We start from the raw sequence: 19599 nt of genomic DNA, 5'->3' as shown, positions 1-19599 counted from the left end.
GGACTGGGCCGGGGTCGGGGCTGCCGGCGCAGGCGTGGGGGCGGCCACCGGGGACGGCGACGGGACGTAGCGCTTTGGCGCGCTGCGATCGGGCCGGTAATTGCTGACCACGCTGCAGGTCGCTTTCGGCACCCGCTTGCTCACGTAGCTGGGGATGCCGTCTTCGCCGACGCACTTGTACAGCGTGCCCGCACTGGCCGGCATGGCGGTCAGCGCAGTCAAGGTCAGCGCAGCGATTGTCCCCACAATCCCCTTCATGGGGCGGAGTGTCCCCGTTTCGCAGCCCATTAACAAGTACTGCCACGCCCTGCGTGCCAATGGCGGGCGGGGTTCCCGGGAGGGCCCAGCCACGCAGGGCGTGGCTCTACGGGGTAGAATGCGCGGCTACCCTGCCCGCCCACCCGACTGGAATAAGCGCCATGACCGGGACGCCCGCCTCCGAATCCGTCGCCCGCCCCGACCTCATTCCCCTGCCCGGCTCCCGCCCGCAGGTGAACGGCCCGGTGCGCGGCAAGCTGTACATCAAGACCCACGGCTGCCAGATGAACGAGTACGACTCGACCAAGATGGCCGACGTGCTGGCGGCCGAGGAAGGTCTGGAGCTGACCGACGACCCGGCCGAGGCCGACGTCCTGCTGATGAACACCTGCTCCATCCGCGAAAAAGCGCAGGAGAAGGTGTTCAGCCAGCTGGGTTACTGGAAGGCCCTGAAGAACAACGGTCGCGGCGTGATCATCGGCGTCGGTGGCTGCGTCGCCTCGCAGGAAGGGGACGCGATCATCAAGCGCGCCCCGCACGTGGACCTGGTGTTCGGCCCGCAGACCCTGCACCGGCTGCCGGAGCTGATCCGGCAGCGCCGTGAATCGGGCAAGTCGCAGGTGGACATCAGCTTCCCGGAAATCGAGAAGTTCGACCGTCTGCCCGAACCGCGCGCCGAAGGCGGCTCCGCCTTCGTCTCGATCATGGAAGGCTGCTCCAAGTACTGCTCGTTCTGCGTGGTGCCCTACACCCGCGGGACCGAAGTCAGCCGCCCGTTCGAGGACGTGGTCGTGGAAGTGGCGCAGCTGGCCGCCCAGGGCGTGCGCGAGATCAACCTGCTCGGCCAGAACGTCAATGCGTATCGCGGTCCATACGGCGACGGCGAGCTGGCCGACCTCGGTCTGTTGATCCGCACGATTGCCGAGATCGACGGCGTTGACCGCATCCGCTTCACCACCTCGCATCCGCTGGAGTTCAGCGATTCGCTGGTGGACGCCTATCGCGACGTGCCGCAGCTGGCCAACTTCCTGCACCTGCCGGTGCAGGCCGGCAGCGACCGCGTGCTGTCGGCGATGAAGCGCGGCTACACCGCACTGGAGTTCAAGGCCAAGATCCGCAAGCTGCGCGCGGTGCGCCCGGACATCTCGATCAGCTCCGATTTCATTGTCGGCTTCCCCGGCGAAACCGAGGCCGATTTCGAGAAGACGATGAAGCTGATCGAAGACGTTGGTTTTGACCAGAGCTTCTCCTTCATCTACTCACGCCGCCCAGGCACCCCGGCGGCCGACCTGCAGGACACGATCAGCGACGCCGAAAAGCACGCCCGCCTGGCCCGGCTGCAGGCGAAGATCAACGAGCAGGCTGCGGCCATTTCCCAGGCCATGGTCGGCACGGTGCAGACCGTGCTGGTGGAAGGGCCGTCGCGCAAGGACCCGAACGAGCTGACCGGCAAGACCGAGAACATGCGCTCGGTGAACTTCCCCGGGCAGATGCGGCTGGTGGGGCAGCTGGTGGATGTGGAGATCACCGAGGCGTACAGCAATTCATTGCGCGGGCGGTTGGTGGTCGTCTGAGGCCCAGGTACCGACCAACGGTCGGTACCTACCGTTGGTGGGTGGCGACGGTTGGTCGGCACGCTGTCAATCCAGTCGCTTCCGGAACCGCGTGATCGCCACGACCATGATGGACGCGATGACTTCGGCGGCTGGAGCGGGCACCGTGATGCGATCCCATTCCAGCGTACCCAGCGCTCTGGCGTCGTCGCGGCCACAGCCAGCCAGCACTGCCAGCAGCCCCGGCACCATCAGCAGGCGCAGGTCCCTCCCTGATATGCGGATCCGGATCCGGCCCAGACTGCAGACTGCGGACATCGGCACGACCCCGTCAGGCAGAACGCGCGGCACTGCGCGCTGGTCATGAAATGATCACCCAGTCGCAGCCATTGCGGCAACTGGCGCGCGCATGGTTATCCACATCTTTCTCCCGCAGCCGCCCACAGTGCATGTGGAAAACCCCACCGAACCTTGACACTTTTTTGACCACGCCTTCATCCGCGTTGCGGCAGTAGGGCTGCCGGACGCTATCCACAGGTTGCTGCACCGCAACTGCACAAGCGCTGTGGAGAACGTGCGCCTCACCTGAAACGCGCTACCCTGTGCGTCCTTCCCTGATCCTGCGGCACCATCACGGCGTGCCGCCGCATGCAATGACCGCACTGGCACACCGCGACTTCACCCTGACCCCGGAAGACAACGAGCGCCTGGCCAATCTGGCGGGTCCGTTCGACGAGCACCTGCGACAGATCGAACTCAAACTTGGCGTGGAGATCGCCAACCGGGGCCACGTGTTCCGCATCAGCGGCCCCAAAGCGGTGGTTGCCGAGGCACAGAAGCTGGTGGAAGCCCTGTACGAAGAAGCCGGCGATACCGTGTTCGACAGCCACGCCATCCATCTGCGCCTGAACCAGGCCAATGTGGAACACCTGGCCGAGCGCGCCTACGAGGCGCAGGAAGTCAGCATCAAGGTAAAGCGCGGCACCGTGCGCGGGCGCGGTGCCAACCAGGCCCGCTACCTGCACCAGATCACCACCCATGACATCAACTTCGGCATTGGCCCGGCCGGTACCGGCAAGACGTTCCTAGCCGTGGCCAGCGCGGTCGAGGCGCTCAACGAATCGCGCGTGCAGCGCCTGATCCTGGTGCGCCCGGCGGTGGAAGCGGGCGAGAAGCTCGGCTTCCTGCCCGGCGACCTGACCCAGAAGGTCGATCCCTACCTGCGCCCGCTGTATGACGCCCTGTATGAAATGCTGGGTGTCGAGAAAGTGGTCAAGCTGCTGGAGAAGAACGTCATCGAGATCGCACCGCTGGCCTACATGCGCGGGCGCACGCTCAACGATGCGTACGTGATCCTGGATGAGGCGCAGAACACCACCATCGAACAGATGAAGATGTTCCTGACCCGCCTCGGTTTCGGTTCCACCGCCGTGGTCACCGGCGACCTGACCCAGACCGACCTGCCCAAGCACGTGAAGTCGGGCCTGCGCGACGCCATCGAGGTGCTGCGCGACGTGGAAGGTGTGAGCTTTACCTTCTTCGAGGCCCGCGACGTGGTCCGCCACCCGCTGGTGGCGCGGATCGTCGGTGCGTACGACCGCCGCGACCTGCAGCAGGTCAAGCCGGACGCATGATGACGGCGGCGGGTCGCACGCGCGATACTGTTGCTCTTATTGTAGATACACCGGAATTGCCATGACCAAGGGCCCCGTCCGCCTCGATGTCGCCGTCAGCTATGCCCTGCCCCGCACCGGCCTGCCTGCGGCGGTGAGCTTCCGGAAATGGGTGGCGGCAGCGCTGAAGGGGCGTATCCGTGAAGCCGACCTCGCCATCCGCTTGGTGGACGCCAAGGAAGGGCAGTCGCTGAACCGGCATTACCGGGGCAAGGACTACGCCACCAACGTGCTCAGCTTTCCGGCCGAGGTGCCCGAAGGCCTGCCCAAGGGAGTGAAGTTCCCGCTGCTGGGCGACCTGGTGATCTGTGCCCCGGTGGTGGCCCGCGAAGCCGACGAGCAGTCCAAGGCCCTCAACGCCCACTACGCGCACCTCACCGTGCACGGCGTGCTGCATCTGCTGGGCTGGGATCATGAGGACGACAAGGAAGCCGACGCGATGGAGCAGCTGGAACGCGAGATCCTGGCCGACCTGGGCATTGCCGACCCCTATGCCGGCGAACGCTGAGCCCCCTGCAAGGACCCGACCCATGACCCTGCTCCGCCCGACCTGTCTGATCCTGCTGGCGTTGCTGCATGTGACGGCCATGGCCGCCCCTTCGCCGGCTGCATCCACGTCCGCCGCGCTTGATCTGCCGGCGCTGATCGAATGCCGCCAGCGGGTATCCGACTACGACGCCCTGGCCCCCGTGGTCGCTGATCCGCTCAAGGCCGTAGCCAACGGCCTGCAGCCGCTGGAACAGCGCAACCAGTTCATGGCCGAGTACCGCCTGGCCAGCCCGATCACCGTGTTCGGCCAGCGCGCCGAGTACATCACCGTGTCCGGGGCCAGCATCATGGCCATCCTGGACGTCGCCGACCCGCGCCCGCTGGCCAGGGGCCTGGCGCTGGAAGACGGCGTCGACAACCCGGACAAGTTCATGGCCGGCCGCGAAGTGGTCGCCCGCGACGTCACCGACCCGCGCACCGGGGAGCCGATGATCGAGTCGATCATCCTCAGCGTCTCCACCGTGCAGAGCCACCCCGGCAAGACCCTGGCCGGCTGCACCTACAGCCTGGACCTGCCCGCCGAGGAGGAGGAACCGGCTGCTGACGCGCCGCTGACCCCCTCGGTGAATACGCCCGACGGCGGACGCTGACAGCGCCCCACATCCTGCTAGACTGGCCCCAACGCCCGGTTCGCCGGGTGCCTTTTTTCCAGAGATGTCAGAAGACGACAGTAGTGGCTCCCAGACGGAGCAGAACGAAAAGAAGCGCAGCTGGCTGGAACGCCTGACCTCTGCCTTCTCCGGCGAACCCCACACCCGTGACGAACTGGTGGCGGTGCTGCACACCGCACAGGACGACGGCCTGATCGCCGCCGACACCCTGCGGATGATGGAAGGGGCCATTTCGGTCGCCGAACTCACCGTGGGCGACGTGATGATCTCGCGCTCGCAGATGGTGTCGTTGCCGGTGCAGGCTCCCTTCCTCGAGCTCATGAAGCAGGTGGTCGAATCCGGCCATTCGCGCTTCCCGGTGCACGGCGAGAACAAGGACGAGATCCTCGGCATCCTGCTGGCCAAGGACCTGCTGCGCGGCGTCGTCGCCGACAACGGTCCGGCCAACGTGCGCGAACTGCTGCGCCCGGCGGTGCTGATTCCCGAAGCCAAGAAGCTCAATGTGCTGCTGAAGGAATTCCGCCTGTCACGCAACCACATGGCCATCGTGGTCGACGAGTACGGCGGTGTCGCCGGGCTGGTCACCATCGAGGACGTGCTGGAGCAGATCGTCGGCGAGATCGACGACGAGCATGACGAAGCCGAAGACCATACCGCGCAGATCGCCATCCAGGCCGACGGCCAGTACGTAGTGGACGCACTGACCCCGATTGGCGACTTCAATGAACGCTTTGGGGCCAGCTTTGCCGACGACGATTACGACACCATCGGCGGGCTGGTCACCGAGGCCATCGGTCACCTGCCTGAGACGGGCGATGAACTCACCCAGGACCGCTTCGTGTTCCGGGTGGCGCGTGCCGATGCCCGCCGCGTGCAGGCATTCCATGTAACCGTGCTCCCCCCCGACAGCACCGACGAGGATTGAACCACGCCATGCGGCCCCTGCTGACGCGGTGGCCGCTGTGCCGCCTGTTGTTTGTGTTGATGTTGTGCGCCCTGTCCAGCCTGCCGGTGGCAGCGCTGGCCCAGGAAGCAGCGCCTGCGCCTGCTGCCGAAGTGCCCGTGGTGGATGCTCCCGCCCCGCGCATCGGCATCGTCACCATGCAGCCGGGCGAGATCTTCTTCGAGCGCTTCGGGCATGACGCCATTGTGGTCGAGGACCCGGTGAGCGGACAGGCGATCTCCTACAATTTCGGCTACTTCGATCCGAACGAGCCCGACTTCATCGGCCGCTTCGTGCGCGGCGACATGATGTACTACCTCGTGGCGCTGCCACTGGAACGGGACCTGTCGTACTACGCGGAAACCGGCCGCGGGGCCAACCTGCAGTGGCTCGACCTGAGCCCGGAGCAGGCCCGCACCCTGGCCGACTCGCTGGCCGAACGGGCCAAGCCGGAAAACGCGCGCTACCGCTACGACTACTACACCGCCAACTGCGCGACCATGGTCCGCGACGCCATTGACGAGGCACTGGGCGGCGGCCTGCATGCGCAACTGTCCGGGCGCTCGCGTGGCAATACCTACCGCAGCGAGTCGGTGCGGCTGGCCTCGCCGGCCCCGTGGATGTGGCTGGGCTTCGACGTCGGCCTGGGGCCGTATGCCGACCAGCCGCTGTCACGCTGGCAGGAAGCCTTCGTGCCAATGCGCCTGGCCGATGCGCTGCGCCAGGTCAAAAACACCGAGGGACGTCCGCTGGTGCAGGCCGAACAGGAACTGCTGCCGCACCGGATTGCGCCGGAGCCGGCCGAGTTTGCCCGGCGCTGGTGGCCCTGGCTGCTGTGCGGGTTGATTCTGGCCGGCGGCGTGCTGGCGCTGCGCCAGCGTCGTCGCCTGCTCGGCGGCCTGGCGCTGCCGCTGTGGTTGCTGTGCGGCATTGCCGGTGGCCTGCTGACCTTCCTGTGGGGCTTCAGCGCGCACCATGCTGCATGGGCCAACCGCAACCTGCTGCAGCTGTCGCCACTGTGCCTGCTGCTGCTGCCGGGGGCCTTCATGCTGCTGCGCGGGCGCACGCCGCGCGCGTGGTTCCGTGTGCTGCTGTGGACCGTGGCGGTGCTGTCCGGGCTGGGCCTGGTGCTGCACTGGTTGACGCTGCAGCCTCAATACAACCTGCAGTGGATCGTGCTGCTGCTGCCGGTGCACGTTGCGCTGGCCTGGGTGCTGAGCCGTCGTGACCCGTCCGTCACCGGCCGCTGACGCACCATGACCGCCATGGAACATACCGATTCGAGCAACCCTGCCTGCGTCATCAACTGCGTTCATTACGACGACCAGGGCAAGCGCCACGACATCGCGCTGGATGCGATCAGTGATGTGATCGCCAGCGGCAATGGCTTTGTCTGGGTCGGCCTGTATGACCCGGCCGACGCCGTGCTGCTGAAACTGCAGGAGGAATTCGGCCTGCATGACCTGGCCATCGATGATGCCCGCAATGCGCATCAGCGCCCCAAGGTGGAGGCCTACGGCAACTCCCTGTTCGTGGTGGTCACCACCGCGCAGAGCGTGCAGGAACGCATCGAATATGGCGAAACCCATGCCTTCCTCGGGCCGCGCTTCCTGGTCACGGTGCGGCATGGGGCCTCGCTGTCGTACGCGCCCGTGCGTGCGCGGGTCGAGCGCGAGCCGCAGCTGCTGAAGATGGGACCGTCGTACTGCCTGTATGCGGTGATGGACTTCGTGGTCGACAACTACCTGCCCATCACCATCGGCTACCGCGACACGCTGGATGCACTGGAAAAGGACATCTTCGCCGAGAACTACAAGCGCACCACGGTGATGCGCCTGTACGAACTCAAGCGCCAGCTCAACAAGATGCGCATGGCGGTCGCGCCGCTGCAGGATGTCCTGGCGCAGCTGCGCCGCTATCCCGGTGATCTCATTCCCGATGAGGTCAAGCTGTACATCCGGGACGTGCATGACCATGCGGTGCGGATCAGCGATGTGATCGACACCCTGCGCGAGATGCTGGGCACGGCATTGAGCGTGAACCTGTCGCTGGTGACCTTGGCCCAGGGGGAAACCGTGAAGCGGCTGGGTGCGTGGGCGGCGCTGCTGGCCGCGCCGACCCTGATCACCAGCTGGTACGGGATGAACTTCGCGCACATGCCCGAGCTGGACAAGCCCTGGGCCTATCCGGCAATGATTGTCGGCGTTGGCGCGGTGTGTATCGGGTTGTATCGGTTGTTCAAGCGCGCGCGGTGGCTCTGAACGGCGTACCGACCAACGGTCGGTACCTACCGGGTGTGCCACGGACGGTAGGTCACGACCGTTGGTCGTGACATCCGTCAGGCCACGTACACCGTTTTGATGTTCATGAATTCATGAATGCCATGGTCGGCCAACTCGCGCCCGAATCCCGAACGCTTGCTGCCCCCGAACGGCAACCGCACATCACTCTTGACGATCGCATTGACGAACGCCGCGCCGCACTCCAGCCGCTTGGCCATCGCTTCGCCACGCACCGGGTCGCCTGACCACACGCTGCCGCCCAGTCCAAACGTGGTGTCATTGGCCACCCGCAGCGCTTCCTCTTCATCACGCACACGCAGGATCGCCGCCACTGGCCCGAACAGTTCCTCCTCGTAGGCCGGCATGCCCGGCACCACGCGGTCAAGAATCGTGGCCGGGTAACCCGCATGCGTACCCGCCACCGGCTCGCCGCCCAGCAGCAGTTTCGCCCCCTTGGCAATGCTGGCCTGCACCTGCTTGTGCAGTTCCTCGCGCAGGTCGGCCCGCGCCATCGGAGCCAGCGTTGTCTTCTCGTCCTGCGGGTCGCCATACACACGCTGCGCGGCGGCAGCCACGAATTTTTCGACAAACGCGTCGGCAATCGCGTCCACCACGATGAAGCGCTTGGCCGCGATGCAGGTCTGGCCGCTGTTGTCGAAACGTGATTTCACCGCGGCCGCGACGGCTTTGTCGAGATCGGCGTCATCCAGCACCACGAAGGCATCGCTGCCACCCAGTTCCATCACGCACTTCTTCAGCTGGTCGCCGGCGTTGGCGGCAATCGAGCGCCCTGCCCGCTCGCTGCCGGTGAGCGTGACCGCCTTCACCCGCTTGTCGCGCAGCACCTCCGCCGCCTGCTCGTTGTTGATGTGCAGCACGTCGAAGACGCCCTCCGGAAGCCCACCATCACGGCACACGGCCAGGATCAGATCGGCGCACTGTGGCACGTTGCTGGCGTGCTTGAGCACGGCCACGTTGCCGGCCATGAACGTCGGTGCCAGGAAGCGGAACACCTGCCAGATCGGGAAATTCCAGGGCATCACCGCGAACACGCAGCCGATCGGCTCGTAGCGCACGTAGCTGCGCTGCGCTTCGGTGTCGATCAGCTGCGGCTTGAGGTAATCGGCGGCGTGGTCGGCATAGTACTCGCAGGCCTGGGCGCATTTCTCCACTTCGGCGAGGGCTTCGGTCTTGAGCTTGCCCATTTCGGAGGTCATGGCCTGCTGGAGGTCTTCCTTTAGTGCGCGCAACTGGGTCGCGATGTCGCGCAGGATGCTGCCGCGTTCCTGCAGCGAACGTGCCGACCACTGCGGGAAAGCGGTGGCGGCGGCGGCCAGGCGCTGATCGACGTCGGCGGCGGTCAGCAATTCGTGGCGGTAGGTGACCAGGCCGGTGGCGGGGTTGGTGATTTCGACAGACATCGGGGGGCTCCGGAAGGCAGGCGTTTAGTGTGCGCCTGCGACCGTGAGCCGGATGTGGCCGGCACCGGCCCGGCCATGTGGACGTGAGATCCGTAAAGCCGGGCTTGCCCGGCTGCTTTTTTGGCGCGCAAAGTGCAGCCGGGCAAGCCCGGCTCTACGAGGTGCGCGTCAGCGTCACAGAGTCAGACGACCCGGAATCATCCCTTTTGCGCCAGCTGCATGTCGCGCTGGCGGCGCTTCTCGCCGCGCGCGGTGATGAACCAACCCACCACCGCCGCAATCGACACTGCCAGCACCATCAAGGTGGCCAGTGCGTTGATCTCCGGCTTGATGCCCATTCGCACCGAGGCAAACACCTTCATCGGCAACGTGGTCGAGTTCGGCCCGGCGACGAAGCTGGCAATCACCACGTCGTCCAGCGACAGGGTGAACGCCAGCAGCCAGCCGGCGACCAGCGCCGGGGCGATGATCGGCAGGGTGATCTGGAAGAACACCTTCAGCCGGCTGGCTCCCAGGTCCATCGCCGCCTCTTCCAGCGACCGGTCAAGTTCGCGCAGGCGCGAGGACACGACCACGGTGACGAAGGACAAGGTGAAGGTGACGTGCGCGATCCAGATGCTGCCCACACCCCGGCTGGGGAATCCCGGAATGCCGCCCATCGCCACCAGCAGGGTCATCAGCGAGAACCCGAGGATCACCTCCGGCATCACCAGCGGCGCAGTGATCAGCGCGCCGAACACGGTCTTGCCGGGGAAGCGCTGGAATCGCGTCATCACCATGGCTGCCATCGTGCCCAGCACGGTCGCGGCGGTGGCGGTCCAGAACGCAACCTTCAGGCTGACCCACAAGGCGTCCAGAATCTGCCGGTTGTTGAACAGTTCTCCGTACCAGCGCGTGGAGAAACCGGCCCACACCGTGGCCAGCTTGGACGCGTTGAACGAATACACCATCAACAACAGGATCGGCAGGTACAGGAAGCCGAAACCCAGCGCCAGCACCGACCATCCGAACCAGCGGCTGCTCCGCACCATGCTCATGACAGCCGCCCCTGCAGCTCACGCTGCTGGACACGGTTGAACAGCAGAATCGGCACCAGCAACAGGAGCAGCATCACCACGGCCACCGCCGAGGCCGTCGGCCAGTCACGGTTGTTGAAGAACTCGCCCCACAGCACCCGGCCGATCATCAGCGTGTCCGGCCCGCCCAGCATTTCCGGAATCACGAATTCGCCCACTGCGGGAATCATCACCAGCATGCAGCCGGCGATGATGCCGCCGCGCGAAAGCGGCAGGGTGATCTTGAGAAACGCCTGCCAGGGCTTCGCGCCGAGGTCGTACGCGGCTTCCAGCAACCGGTGGTCCAGCTTGACCAGGTTGGCGTACAGCGGCAGCACCATGAACGGCAGGTAGCAGTAGACGATGCCGATGTAGGCGGCGGTGGGGGTATACAGCAGGCTCAGCGGTGCATCGGTGATCCCGATCTTCTGCAGCAGCTGGTCCAGCAGGCCGTTGCGGTCAAGGATGCCGATCCACGCGTAGACGCGGATCAGGAACGAGGTCCACGAGGGCAGCACCACCAGCATCATCGCCACGTTGCGTGCGGCCGGGGACATCCGCGAGATCACATAGGCCATCGGGTAGCCGATCAGCAGCGTCAGCAGCGTGGCGATCACCGCGATCTTGATCGAACTCAGATAGGCCAGCACGTACTGGTTGTCATTCACCAGTGCGGCGTAGCTGCCGAGGCTGAGCTTGAGCGAGAACGCGCCATCCACGTATTCCAGCAGCCAGGTGTACGGCGGCGACCCGACCTGGGTACGGGCAAAGGAGATCATCAGAATGATCGCGAACGGCACCGCGAAGAACAGCAGCAGCCACAGATAAGGCGCGGCGATCACCGCACTGCGCGTGCCCGGCAGCCAGCGCTTGAGCCCGGTGGCGTTCATGCGGTGAGCACCACGCCGTCGTTGTCACGCCAGTGCACCCACACCGCGTCGCCCCAGGTCAGCCCATCGCTGGCCCAGCGCTGCGAGTTGGCGAAGTTGGACAGCACCTTGGCCCCGCTGGGCAGGCGCACGTGATAGACCGAATGGCTGCCGAAATAGGCGATGTCCTCGATCACTCCCTGCGCCTTGTTGATGGCCCCTTCCGGCTCGTCCTTGCCGATCATCACCTTCTCCGGGCGCAGCGCGAACGCCACTTCCTGTCCCTCGTAGCAGGTGATGCCGTGGGCCACGTAGATAGGGGCCGGGAACAGCGGCGTGCGCACGGTGACGTACTCGGGCAGATCCTCGTCGATCACGCCCTCGAACAGATTCACCGAACCGATGAAGCCGGCGACGAAGCGGTTGGCCGGCTGCTCGTAGATTTCATCGGGCTTGCCGACCTGCTGGATCCAGCCGGCGTCCATCACCGCGATGCGGGTGGCCATGGTCATGGCCTCTTCCTGGTCATGGGTGACCATCACGCAGGTCACGCCGGAGTTCTCGATGATCGAGACCAGTTCCAGCTGCATCTGCGAGCGCAGCTTTTTGTCCAGCGCGCCCATCGGTTCGTCCAGCAGCAGCAGTTTCGGTCCCTTGGCCAGCGAGCGGGCCAGTGCCACGCGCTGCTGCTGGCCACCGGACAGCTGGTGCGGCTTGCGCCTGGCCAGCTTGCCCAGCTGTACCAGGTCCAGCATCTCGCCGACGCGCTTGCGGATCGCGTCGCGGGCCAGCCCGTCCTGCTTGAGACCGAAAGCGATGTTCTGCTCCACCGTCATGTGCGGGAACAGCGCGTAGGACTGGAACATCATGTTGATCGGCCGCTGGTACGGGGGCAGCGCGTTGATGCGCTGCCCATCCAGGTCGATGCTGCCGGCGGTGGGGGTCTCGAAGCCGCCCAGGCAGCGCAGCAGGGTCGATTTGCCGCTGCCCGAGCCACCCAGCAGGGCGAAGATCTCGCCCTTGCGGACGTCCAGGTTGACGTCGTCGAGGGCCAGGAAGCCGTCGAATTCCTTGCGCAGCGCGCGGATGGACAGATAGCCCGGCTCCAGCACCGGGAGGACCTCGCCTTCCGGCTTGGCTTCAAAGGACATGGGCGGCAGCTCCAGACGCGGCTACGGGACGTGGGCAGCTCATTCTAGCGACCTGAGGCTACCGCGGTGATACCGGATCCGGGCGGTTCACCGTGCCCGGGCTGCCCGGTTCGGGAGCCTGCTCCCAGCCCAGCCCCAGGCTCTTCTGCAGACCGGCATAGCGCACCAGCAGCTGCAGCCGGGCCTGGGCCAATGCGTCCTGGGCCTGCAGGCGCTGGCGCTGGACATCGAGCAGGTCAATCTGCGACGCGGCCCCGGCCGCCCGGCGTTGCTGCATCAGCGCGTCGGCCCGCTGCGCCGAGGCCTCCGCGCGGGTTGCGACCACGACCTGCTCACGGGCGCTGCCGAACCGCGCCAGCGCGGTGTTGGCATCCTGCAGCGCGGCGAGCACCGTGCCTTCATACGCTGCCAGGCGGGCCTCGTTGCCGGCCCGTGCCTGTGCGACCCGGGCACGGGTTTTGCCGAAATCGAACACCGACCAGCGCAGGAACGGGGCCACTACCGTACTGACCGCATCGCTGTTGAGATCGGAGGGGGAACTGGCCCCCATGCCGACGGCACCCAGCAGGTTCACCTGCGGGAAGTACGCCGACAGTGCCTGGCCGATCTGCGCCGAGGACGCGGCCAGCTGCCGCTCCGCCTGGCGGATGTCCGGTCGGCGACGGATCACCGCGGCGGCATCATCGACCGCCACCACGGCGGGCAGCATCGGCAAGGGACGGTCCGCCGCGAGCGCGGCATCAAGGGCACCCGGCTCACGGCCGGTCATCAGCGCCAGCTGGTCACGTGCCTCCAGCGCCTGCGCCTTCAACCCCGGCAGCTCGGCACGCTGCTGCTCCAGCTGGGCCAGCGCGCGCTCCACCTGCAGGTCCGAGTCCGCGCCGCGGGCACGTCGCTGACGGGTCAGTTCCACGCTCTGCGCGGCCGCGGCGATGTTGTCGTCGGCCAGCCGTTGCCGCTCCCGGGTGCTGCGATATCCCAGGTACACCTGTGCCACCTCGGCCGCCAGCTGCACCTGCGCATCGGCCAGCTCGGCCAGGCTGGCCTCGGCCTCGGCGTGCGCCTGCTCGGCCGCACGCCGGCGACGTCCGAACAGATCCAGCTCCCAGCTGGCGTCCACGCCGGCGATGTACAGCTCTGCGTCCAGGCTGACGTCACCCAGCTCCTGGCGGATCTGTGAGGCCTCCTGCGGGCGACCGTTGGCTTCCGCTGCCTGGGCCACGCTTTCGCCGATACCGCGCACGCTGTCGGTCAACGAATCGGGCATCTGGATGCTGGTGTAGGCCGCCACCGCGCCGACGCTGGGCAGCTGTTCCGCGCGCCGCTGTTTGACCAGTGCGCGCGACGCCAGCAGGCGCGCCTGCGCGACCCGCAGGTTCGGGCTGTTGCGCAACGCCTGGTCCACCAGTTCATCCAGCACCGGGTCTTGCAGCTGCAGCCACCACTGGCTCGGTGGCGCAGCGGGCGTGACGCCCGCATCGGCAGCGCGGGGCAGCTGTGGCTGCTCGACAGCGGGCTGCGCCACGTCCGGCCGCACGTAATCCGGTCCGAGCATGCAGGCACCGAGCGCCAGCGGCAGCCCCAGCACCAACAGGGTGCGCAATGGGTGGAGAGGTCTCACGGTCATCAATGCATCGCCATGGGAACGCCCTTCGGCAAGGGCTTGAGGAGAAACACCAGCGGGAAGGTCAGCACGACGATGCCGCCGAAGATCCAGAACAGGTCGTTGTAGGCCATCACCAGCGCCTGCTGCTGCACTTCCTGACCCAGCACCGCCATCACCTGGGCTCCATCGCCCAGCTGCTGGCCATACTGCTGCAGCGCATCCTGCGCGATCGGCGAGTTCGCGGTCACACTGCTGCCGATGGCATCCACATGGAGCGTCATGCGCCGCTCCTGGAACGTGGAGATGATGGCCAGGCCAATCGAGCCGCCGAGGTTGCGCGCCGCGTTGAACAAACCCGACGCATCGCTGGTGTACTCGCGAGGGACCGAGGTGATCGCCGCCTGGTTCAGGGCCATCATCGCCAGCGCCAATCCGCAGCCCTGCAGCAGCTGGCCCACCACGAAATGCGGTCCGATGCTGTCCGGGGTCAGGCCCAGATTGACGAAACAGGCAGCCGCAAAACACAGCATGCCGGCGAACACCATGATGCGCACGTCGACTGTTTCCAGCATCTTCGGCATCAACGGCATCAGCAGGATGGTTGGCAACCCGGCCAGCAGCAACACGTAGCCGGCCTGCTCGGTGTTGTAACCGGCAATCACCGCCAGGAACTGCGGAATCATGTACATGACCCCGAACAGGATCATGCCCACCGCCATCACCATCACGAACACCGCGCCGAAGCTCCGCTGGAACAGAATGCGCAGGCGGATCACCGGTTCGCGGCTGGTGAACTGCGCGAGTGCCAGCAACGCAAAGCCAATCAGCGAGACGAAACTGAGCACGATGATCAGCGTGGACTCGAACCAGCGCTCGCGCTGTCCGTCCTCCAGCACCACGGTCAGCGCCGACAGGCCCGCGGTCATGCCCAGGATGCCCAGCCAGTCGGCGCGCAGCAGGCCGCCCCAGTCCGACTTTTCGTGTGGCAGACCGAGCAGCAGCAAGGCCACCAGGCCGGCACAGATCGGAACATTGATGAAGAAGGCATAGTGCCAGCTCACGTTCTCGGTCAGCCAACCGCCCAGCAACGGGCCGATCACCGGCCCGAGGATCACCGTCATGCCAAACAGCGCGGTGCCCAGCGGCTGCTGTGCCGGTGGCAACCGCGTGCCGACAATGGTCAGGGCGGTGGGAATGAGCGCACCGCCGGCAAAGCCCTGGCCGATCCGCCCGGCGATCATCATCGCCAGCGAGTCGGCCAGGCCGCACATCACCGAGAACGCAGTGAACAACGTCGCGCAGATCAGCAGGAAGGTCCGCAGCCCCAACGTACGCACGAACCAGCCGGTCAGCGGAATCATCACGATTTCCGAGACCAGGAAGGCCGTGGAGATCCACGTGCCCTCGGTGCCGCTGGCCCCGACCTCGCCCTGGATGGTCGGCAGTGCGGCGTTGACGATGGAAATATCCAGCGTCGCCATGAACGAACCAATGGTGCCTGCCGCCACCGCCAGCCAGGCACTCGCGTCGGCTTTTTCAGCAGCGGCGCTGGGGGCAGTCGCGCTCACTTCGCCGCCCTTTCCTCGGCTTCCTGCTCGGTGCGCTCGCGCGCGTCACGTGCGTTGCGGGTATCCACGGTGACCTCGACCGACATGCCGGGTACCAGCACCTTGCGTGCTTCCTCGCCGGCATCCACGCGGATGCGCACCGGCACACGCTGCACCACCTTGGTGAAGTTGCCGGTCGCGTTCTGCGGGGGCAGCAGAGCGAACTGCGCCCCCGTGCCCGGCGAGATGCTTTCCACCGTGCCGTGCAACGTGGTTCCCGGCAGTGCGTCAACCTTGATCTCGGCCGGCTGGCCCGGACGCATCAGACCCACCTGGGTCTCTTTGAAGTTCGCACTCAGATACAGCGAGGCCACCGGCACCACGGTCATGGTGCGGGTGCCGGCGGACACGAACTGACCGACCTGCACAGTCTTGTTGCCGATGCGGCCATCAATGCGTGCCGTCAGTTCGGTGTCTTCGAACGCCACCCGCGCCTGGTCCGCGTCGGCCTGGGCCTGCTTCAATCCGGCCTGGGCCTGTTCCAGCTGCGCGGTGCTGGCCTCGATCTGGCTCTGGGCTCCGCTGATCTGCGCCTGCGCCGCGTCGAACTGGGCCTGGGCACGTTGCAAGTCGTGGCGCAGGCTCTCGATGTGTTCATGGGTATCTGCGCCGGACGCAGCCAACGGCGCAAAGCGCGCCACCTCGGCTTTGGCGAACGCCAGGCTGGCGGCCGCGGCGGTATTCTGGGTGCGGGCCTGCTGTAGTGACGCGCCCTGCCCCTGCACATTCGCCTGGGCCGCAGCGATGTCTGCCTCGCGCACCGCGATCACCGCTTCGGCCTGGTCCAGCGTGGCCCGATAGGTGCGCGGATCGATCCGCAGCAGCGGTTCACCGGCCTTGACCCATTGGTTGTCCTGCACCAGCACTTCGGTGACGTAGCCGTTGATCCGTGGCGCAACCGCCACTGCGTCGGCCTGGAGGTAGGCGTTGTTGGTGTCCTGCAGATAGCGGCCCACCAGCAGGTGGTACACCAGCCACGCCAGCAGCCCGATCAGCACCACCACGCCGAGGATGATCAGGGTCCAGCGCACTTTGGGGTTTTTCAATGGCGACGGCTTTTGCTCGCTGTCCGCCTTCTCATCTTCGGTAGTCTGTTCGGGATCGGCGTCGTGCCGTGGGGGCTTGTCGCTCATCGTCTCGTCGCGGCTGGCTCGTGGGAGGCGAGGCGCGCGTGCGCCCCATACGCAACGGTAGGGGAGCGGGTGCAGACAACAGGTGAAAAGCGATGGCGAAGCGTGATGTCCGGTGTGCGGCAATCAGGCCCATGGAACAGCGTCCCATGGGCCTTGCGTCCTCACCGACCGGTCTTCACCTCGGTCCACAGGCGGGTATAGAGCTTGTCCACTTCCGGCGGATTGATCGAGTAGGTGAACATCTTCGCGGACACGTCGGCCGGCGGGTAGATGGTGGGATCGGTGCGGATGCCTTCGTCCACCAGCGGCGTGGCCGCACTCACCGGGTTGGCGTAGTGGATGAAATTGGTATTTGCCGCCGCAACCTTCGGGTCAAGCAGATAGTTGATGAAGGCGTACGCGGCTTCCGGATGCTTGGCATCCTTCGGAATGGCCAGCATGTCGAACCACTGCGGTGCGCCTTCCTTCGGAATCGAGTAGGCCACGGTCACGCCGTTGTCGGCTTCCTCGGCACGGTCACGGGCCTGGATGATGTCGCCCGACCAGCCCACCACCAGGCAGGTGCCGCCGTTGGCCAGCGAACCCACGTAGTTGGAGGAGTGGAAGTTCTGCACGTAGGGGCGGATGCTCTTGAGCAGCGCGGCGGCCTTTTCAATGGTGGCCGGATCGTGGCTGTGCGGATCTTCGCCGAGGTAGTGCAGTGCGATCGGAATCATGTCCGCCGGCGTATCCAGGAGGGTGATGCCGCAATCCTTCATCTTGGCGATGTTTTCCGGCTTGAACACCAGGTCCCAGCTGTTGGCGATGTCGGTGCTGCCACCGAAACGCTCCTTCAGCATGTCCACGTTGTAGCCGATGCCGGTGGTGCCGATCATGTACGGCACGCCGTACTTGTTGTCCGGATCCTGCTGCGCGATGCGCTTCATCATTTCCGGATCAAGATTGGCCAGGTTCGGGATCTTGCTCTTGTCCAGCGGCAGGAACACGCCGGCCTGGATCTGGCGACCGAAGAAGTTCAAGGTCGGCACGACCACGTCGTAGCCGCTGTCGCCGGCCAGCAGCTTGGTTTCCACCATTTCATCGCTGTCGAACACGTCGTAGGTCACCTTGATGCCGGTGGCCTTCTCGAAATTGGGAATGGTGTCTTCAGCGATGTAGTCGCTGTAGTTGTAGACGTTGAGCACCTTGCTGTCTTCCTGTTTGGCACCGCCACCGCAGGCGCTGAGCAGGGAAACGGCAATGCCGAGGGTCAGGATTCGCAGCTTCATCGGGGTCTCCACGGGTCGAAGCAAAGTGGGGGAACCGGGTGGACCGGCAGGAACGGGGTCAGCCTAACGGCCAGGTACGCATTTTCCCAGCCCGGAAGGCCGGCGGCTACACATTCAGCAGCAGAAACTCACGCTCCCAGGAGCTGATCACCCGGAAGAAGGTCTCGTATTCCTTGCGCTTGACCGACACATAGGCGCGGCAGAAGCGCTCACCCAGCATCTGCTGCAGGGCCGGACACCCTTCCAGGCCGTCCAGCGCCTCGCCCAGCGAACGGGGCAGGTCGTAGCCCAGCTCTTTGGCGCTGCCACTGACCGGTGCGGTCGGGGCACCCTGCTCGCGGATGCCCAGCAGGCCGGCGGCCAGCGTCGCCGCCATGGCCAGGTACGGATTGGCGTCGGAGCCGGCGAAGCGGCTTTCCACGCGCATGTTTTCCTGGGTATCCATCGGAACACGCAGGCCGCAGGTGCGGTTGTCGAAGCCCCAGTGCACGTTGCTGGGCGAGACTTCACCGAATACCAGCCGACGATAGGAGTTCACGTTGGGCGCGAAGAATGCCATGGCCATCGGCACGTACTTCTGCAGGCCGGCCAGATAGTGGCCGAAGATCGGACTGAACTCCTCACCGCCCGCATCACCACTGAACACGTTGTGCCCGTCGCTGATCCGCAGCAGGCTCTGGTGGATATGCATGGCACTGCCCGGCTCGGTTTCCATCGGCTTGGCCAGGAAGGTGGCGTACACGCCGTGGCGCATCGCCGCCTCGCGCATGGTGCGCTTGAACAGGAATACCTGGTCAGCCAGGTCCATTGCATTGGCATGGGTGAAATTCACTTCCAGCTGCGCTGCGCCGGACTCGTGGATCAGCGTGTCCACGTCCAGCTTCATCGCGTCGCAGTAGTCGTACATCAGGTCGAGGATCGGGTCGAATTCATTGACCGCGTCGATCGAGTATGACTGCCGGGCCGTTTCCGGCCGGCCGGAACGCCCGGCAGGAGGCAGCAGCGGGAAATCCGGGTCGGTGTTCTTCTGCACCAGGAAGAACTCCAGTTCCGGTGCGACCACCGGGCGCAGGCCGAGCTCGGCATAGGCGTCCAGCACCCGACGCAGCACGTTGCGCGGAGCCAGCTCATGCGGCTGGCCGTGCTTGGTGTAGCAGTCGTGGATGACCTGCGCGGTGGGATCGGTGGCCCACGGCACCATGCGCACGGTGTCGGGGTCCGGTCGCAGGATCATGTCCGAGTCCGACGGCGAGGTCAGCTCGTAATAGTCGTCGGGGAATTCACCGGTGACCGTGGTGGCGAAGATGCCCTCGGGCAGCCGCGTGCCGTAGTCGTGCGAGAACTTGTCGGCCGGAATGATCTTGCCGCGCGCATTGCCGGTGATGTCGGGTACCAGGCATTCCACCTCGGTGATGCGGCGCTCTTTGAGCCAGCGCAGCAACGCGCTCTCTTCCGGTGCCGGCGATGCGGCGGTCCTGCGCGCAGTAGTGGCGGGTTTTCGCGGGCGCGGTCGGGTGGTCATGTCCCGCACGGTAACCCCGGCCGGGCGAGCCAGGCAAGCATCGCCCCGCTGACCTCCCCTTCGCGTCAGTTGCTGGCATGCTGTGGCCATGAGCCGTT

At 65.9% G+C, this 19599-nt stretch carries 16 protein-coding genes and 2 pseudogenes; 7 read left to right on the top strand and 11 right to left on the bottom strand.

From position 1 onward, the window contains the following. A pseudogene (locus EGJ34_RS05110) lies at positions 1-258 on the bottom strand (lytic transglycosylase domain-containing protein); the annotation flags it as partial. Between the two features lie 161 nt (positions 259-419). On the opposite strand from EGJ34_RS05110, the gene miaB reads away from it, so the two are divergent. Then, positions 420-1832 carry a tRNA (N6-isopentenyl adenosine(37)-C2)-methylthiotransferase MiaB gene (gene miaB, locus EGJ34_RS05105; RefSeq protein ID WP_125359458.1) on the top strand — a complete coding sequence of 471 codons (1413 nt, stop codon included), beginning with the start codon at positions 420-422 and terminating at the stop codon, positions 1830-1832. 102 nt (positions 1833-1934) lie between these two features. Here miaB and EGJ34_RS05100 read toward each other — a convergent pair. After that, positions 1935-2063: pseudogene (locus EGJ34_RS05100) on the bottom strand (hemolysin secretion protein D); the annotation flags it as partial. Between the two features lie 401 nt (positions 2064-2464). Here EGJ34_RS05100 and EGJ34_RS05095 point away from each other — a divergent pair. The 6 genes from EGJ34_RS05095 (at position 2465) to EGJ34_RS05070 (ending at position 7848) form a co-directional block, all read left to right on the top strand. Further along, on the top strand, positions 2465-3445 hold the full coding sequence (locus EGJ34_RS05095) for a PhoH family protein (RefSeq protein WP_125359462.1): 981 nt from the start codon (positions 2465-2467) through the stop codon (positions 3443-3445). Positions 3446-3506: 61 nt separating this feature from the next. Then, positions 3507-3992: an rRNA maturation RNase YbeY gene (gene ybeY, locus EGJ34_RS05090; protein ID WP_125359457.1), complete on the top strand. Its 486-nt coding sequence runs from the start codon at positions 3507-3509 to the stop codon at positions 3990-3992. Between the two features lie 79 nt (positions 3993-4071). Beyond that, complete coding sequence (locus EGJ34_RS05085) at positions 4072-4623, top strand: hypothetical protein (RefSeq protein WP_125359461.1); 552 nt, start codon at positions 4072-4074, stop codon at positions 4621-4623. Between the two features lie 64 nt (positions 4624-4687). Next, positions 4688-5569 carry a transporter associated domain-containing protein gene (locus tag EGJ34_RS05080; protein WP_125359456.1) on the top strand — a complete coding sequence of 294 codons (882 nt, stop codon included), beginning with the start codon at positions 4688-4690 and terminating at the stop codon, positions 5567-5569. 59 nt (positions 5570-5628) lie between these two features. Beyond that, entirely contained in the window at positions 5629-6837 is a 1209-nt protein-coding gene (locus EGJ34_RS05075) for a DUF4105 domain-containing protein (protein ID WP_260476914.1), read from the top strand. Between the two features lie 15 nt (positions 6838-6852). Next, positions 6853-7848 (top strand): magnesium and cobalt transport protein CorA, encoded by a 996-nt coding sequence (locus EGJ34_RS05070; protein ID WP_125359454.1) that lies wholly within the window; start codon positions 6853-6855, stop codon positions 7846-7848. A 77-nt stretch (positions 7849-7925) separates the two neighbouring features. On the opposite strand, the gene EGJ34_RS05065 is transcribed toward EGJ34_RS05070, so the two are convergent. The 9 genes from EGJ34_RS05065 to EGJ34_RS05025 form a co-directional block, all read right to left on the bottom strand. Continuing rightward, positions 7926-9290, bottom strand: coding sequence for an NAD-dependent succinate-semialdehyde dehydrogenase (locus EGJ34_RS05065; RefSeq protein ID WP_125359453.1), 1365 nt, complete (start codon positions 9288-9290; stop codon positions 7926-7928). Positions 9291-9487: 197 nt separating this feature from the next. Continuing rightward, positions 9488-10327: an ABC transporter permease subunit gene (locus EGJ34_RS05060; RefSeq protein WP_125359452.1), complete on the bottom strand. Its 840-nt coding sequence runs from the start codon at positions 10325-10327 to the stop codon at positions 9488-9490. Further along, positions 10324-11235, bottom strand: coding sequence for an ABC transporter permease subunit (locus tag EGJ34_RS05055; protein WP_125359451.1), 912 nt, complete (start codon positions 11233-11235; stop codon positions 10324-10326). Before EGJ34_RS05055 ends, EGJ34_RS05060 begins: the two co-directional genes overlap by 4 nt. After that, positions 11232-12365, bottom strand: coding sequence for a polyamine ABC transporter ATP-binding protein (gene potA / locus EGJ34_RS05050; RefSeq protein WP_125359450.1), 1134 nt, complete (start codon positions 12363-12365; stop codon positions 11232-11234). Before potA ends, EGJ34_RS05055 begins: the two co-directional genes overlap by 4 nt. Positions 12366-12423: 58 nt before the next feature. Further along, positions 12424-13992 (bottom strand): efflux transporter outer membrane subunit, encoded by a 1569-nt coding sequence (locus EGJ34_RS05045; RefSeq protein ID WP_125359449.1) that lies wholly within the window; start codon positions 13990-13992, stop codon positions 12424-12426. After that, on the bottom strand, positions 13992-15539 hold the full coding sequence (locus EGJ34_RS05040; RefSeq protein ID WP_260476910.1) for a DHA2 family efflux MFS transporter permease subunit: 1548 nt from the start codon (positions 15537-15539) through the stop codon (positions 13992-13994). Before EGJ34_RS05040 ends, EGJ34_RS05045 begins: the two co-directional genes overlap by 1 nt. Next, positions 15536-16711 carry an HlyD family secretion protein gene (locus tag EGJ34_RS05035; RefSeq protein WP_125359448.1) on the bottom strand — a complete coding sequence of 392 codons (1176 nt, stop codon included), beginning with the start codon at positions 16709-16711 and terminating at the stop codon, positions 15536-15538. The genes EGJ34_RS05040 and EGJ34_RS05035 overlap by 4 nt, the downstream gene beginning before the upstream one ends. A 161-nt stretch (positions 16712-16872) precedes the next feature. After that, the gene (locus EGJ34_RS05030) at positions 16873-17979 is read right to left on the bottom strand and encodes a polyamine ABC transporter substrate-binding protein (RefSeq protein ID WP_125359447.1); all 1107 of its coding nucleotides are present in this window, start codon (positions 17977-17979) and stop codon (positions 16873-16875) included. A 106-nt stretch (positions 17980-18085) separates the two neighbouring features. Beyond that, entirely contained in the window at positions 18086-19501 is a 1416-nt protein-coding gene (locus tag EGJ34_RS05025; RefSeq protein WP_260476909.1) for a glutamine synthetase family protein, read from the bottom strand. Positions 19502-19599: the final 98 nt, after the last annotated feature.

Origin of the sequence: Stenotrophomonas sp. 278 (genome assembly GCF_003935715.1) — a bacterium.
GTDB classification, from domain to species: domain Bacteria; phylum Pseudomonadota; class Gammaproteobacteria; order Xanthomonadales; family Xanthomonadaceae; genus Stenotrophomonas; species Stenotrophomonas maltophilia_AH.
The sequence above is the reverse complement of the archived record's forward strand: the minus strand, read 5'-3'. Positions and strand labels throughout refer to the sequence as shown.

Excerpts from the sequence above, each read along its gene's own strand:
- miaB (WP_125359458.1), top strand. The coding sequence starts at position 420 with ATGACCGGGACGCCCGCCTCCGAATCCGTCGCCCGCCCCGACCTCATT.
- EGJ34_RS05095 (WP_125359462.1), top strand. The coding sequence starts at position 2,465 with ATGACCGCACTGGCACACCGCGACTTCACCCTGACCCCGGAAGACAAC.
- ybeY (WP_125359457.1), top strand. The coding sequence starts at position 3,507 with ATGACCAAGGGCCCCGTCCGCCTCGATGTCGCCGTCAGCTATGCCCTG.
- EGJ34_RS05085 (WP_125359461.1), top strand. The coding sequence starts at position 4,072 with ATGGCCGCCCCTTCGCCGGCTGCATCCACGTCCGCCGCGCTTGATCTG.
- EGJ34_RS05080 (WP_125359456.1), top strand. The coding sequence starts at position 4,688 with ATGTCAGAAGACGACAGTAGTGGCTCCCAGACGGAGCAGAACGAAAAG.
- EGJ34_RS05075 (WP_260476914.1), top strand. The coding sequence starts at position 5,629 with ATGTTGTGCGCCCTGTCCAGCCTGCCGGTGGCAGCGCTGGCCCAGGAA.
- EGJ34_RS05070 (WP_125359454.1), top strand. The coding sequence starts at position 6,853 with ATGGAACATACCGATTCGAGCAACCCTGCCTGCGTCATCAACTGCGTT.
- EGJ34_RS05065 (WP_125359453.1), bottom strand. The coding sequence starts at position 9,290 with ATGTCTGTCGAAATCACCAACCCCGCCACCGGCCTGGTCACCTACCGC.
- EGJ34_RS05060 (WP_125359452.1), bottom strand. The coding sequence starts at position 10,327 with ATGAGCATGGTGCGGAGCAGCCGCTGGTTCGGATGGTCGGTGCTGGCG.
- EGJ34_RS05055 (WP_125359451.1), bottom strand. The coding sequence starts at position 11,235 with ATGAACGCCACCGGGCTCAAGCGCTGGCTGCCGGGCACGCGCAGTGCG.
- potA (WP_125359450.1), bottom strand. The coding sequence starts at position 12,365 with ATGTCCTTTGAAGCCAAGCCGGAAGGCGAGGTCCTCCCGGTGCTGGAG.
- EGJ34_RS05045 (WP_125359449.1), bottom strand. The coding sequence starts at position 13,992 with ATGACCGTGAGACCTCTCCACCCATTGCGCACCCTGTTGGTGCTGGGG.
- EGJ34_RS05035 (WP_125359448.1), bottom strand. The coding sequence starts at position 16,711 with ATGAGCGACAAGCCCCCACGGCACGACGCCGATCCCGAACAGACTACC.
- EGJ34_RS05030 (WP_125359447.1), bottom strand. The coding sequence starts at position 17,979 with ATGAAGCTGCGAATCCTGACCCTCGGCATTGCCGTTTCCCTGCTCAGC.
- EGJ34_RS05025 (WP_260476909.1), bottom strand. The coding sequence starts at position 19,501 with ATGACCACCCGACCGCGCCCGCGAAAACCCGCCACTACTGCGCGCAGG.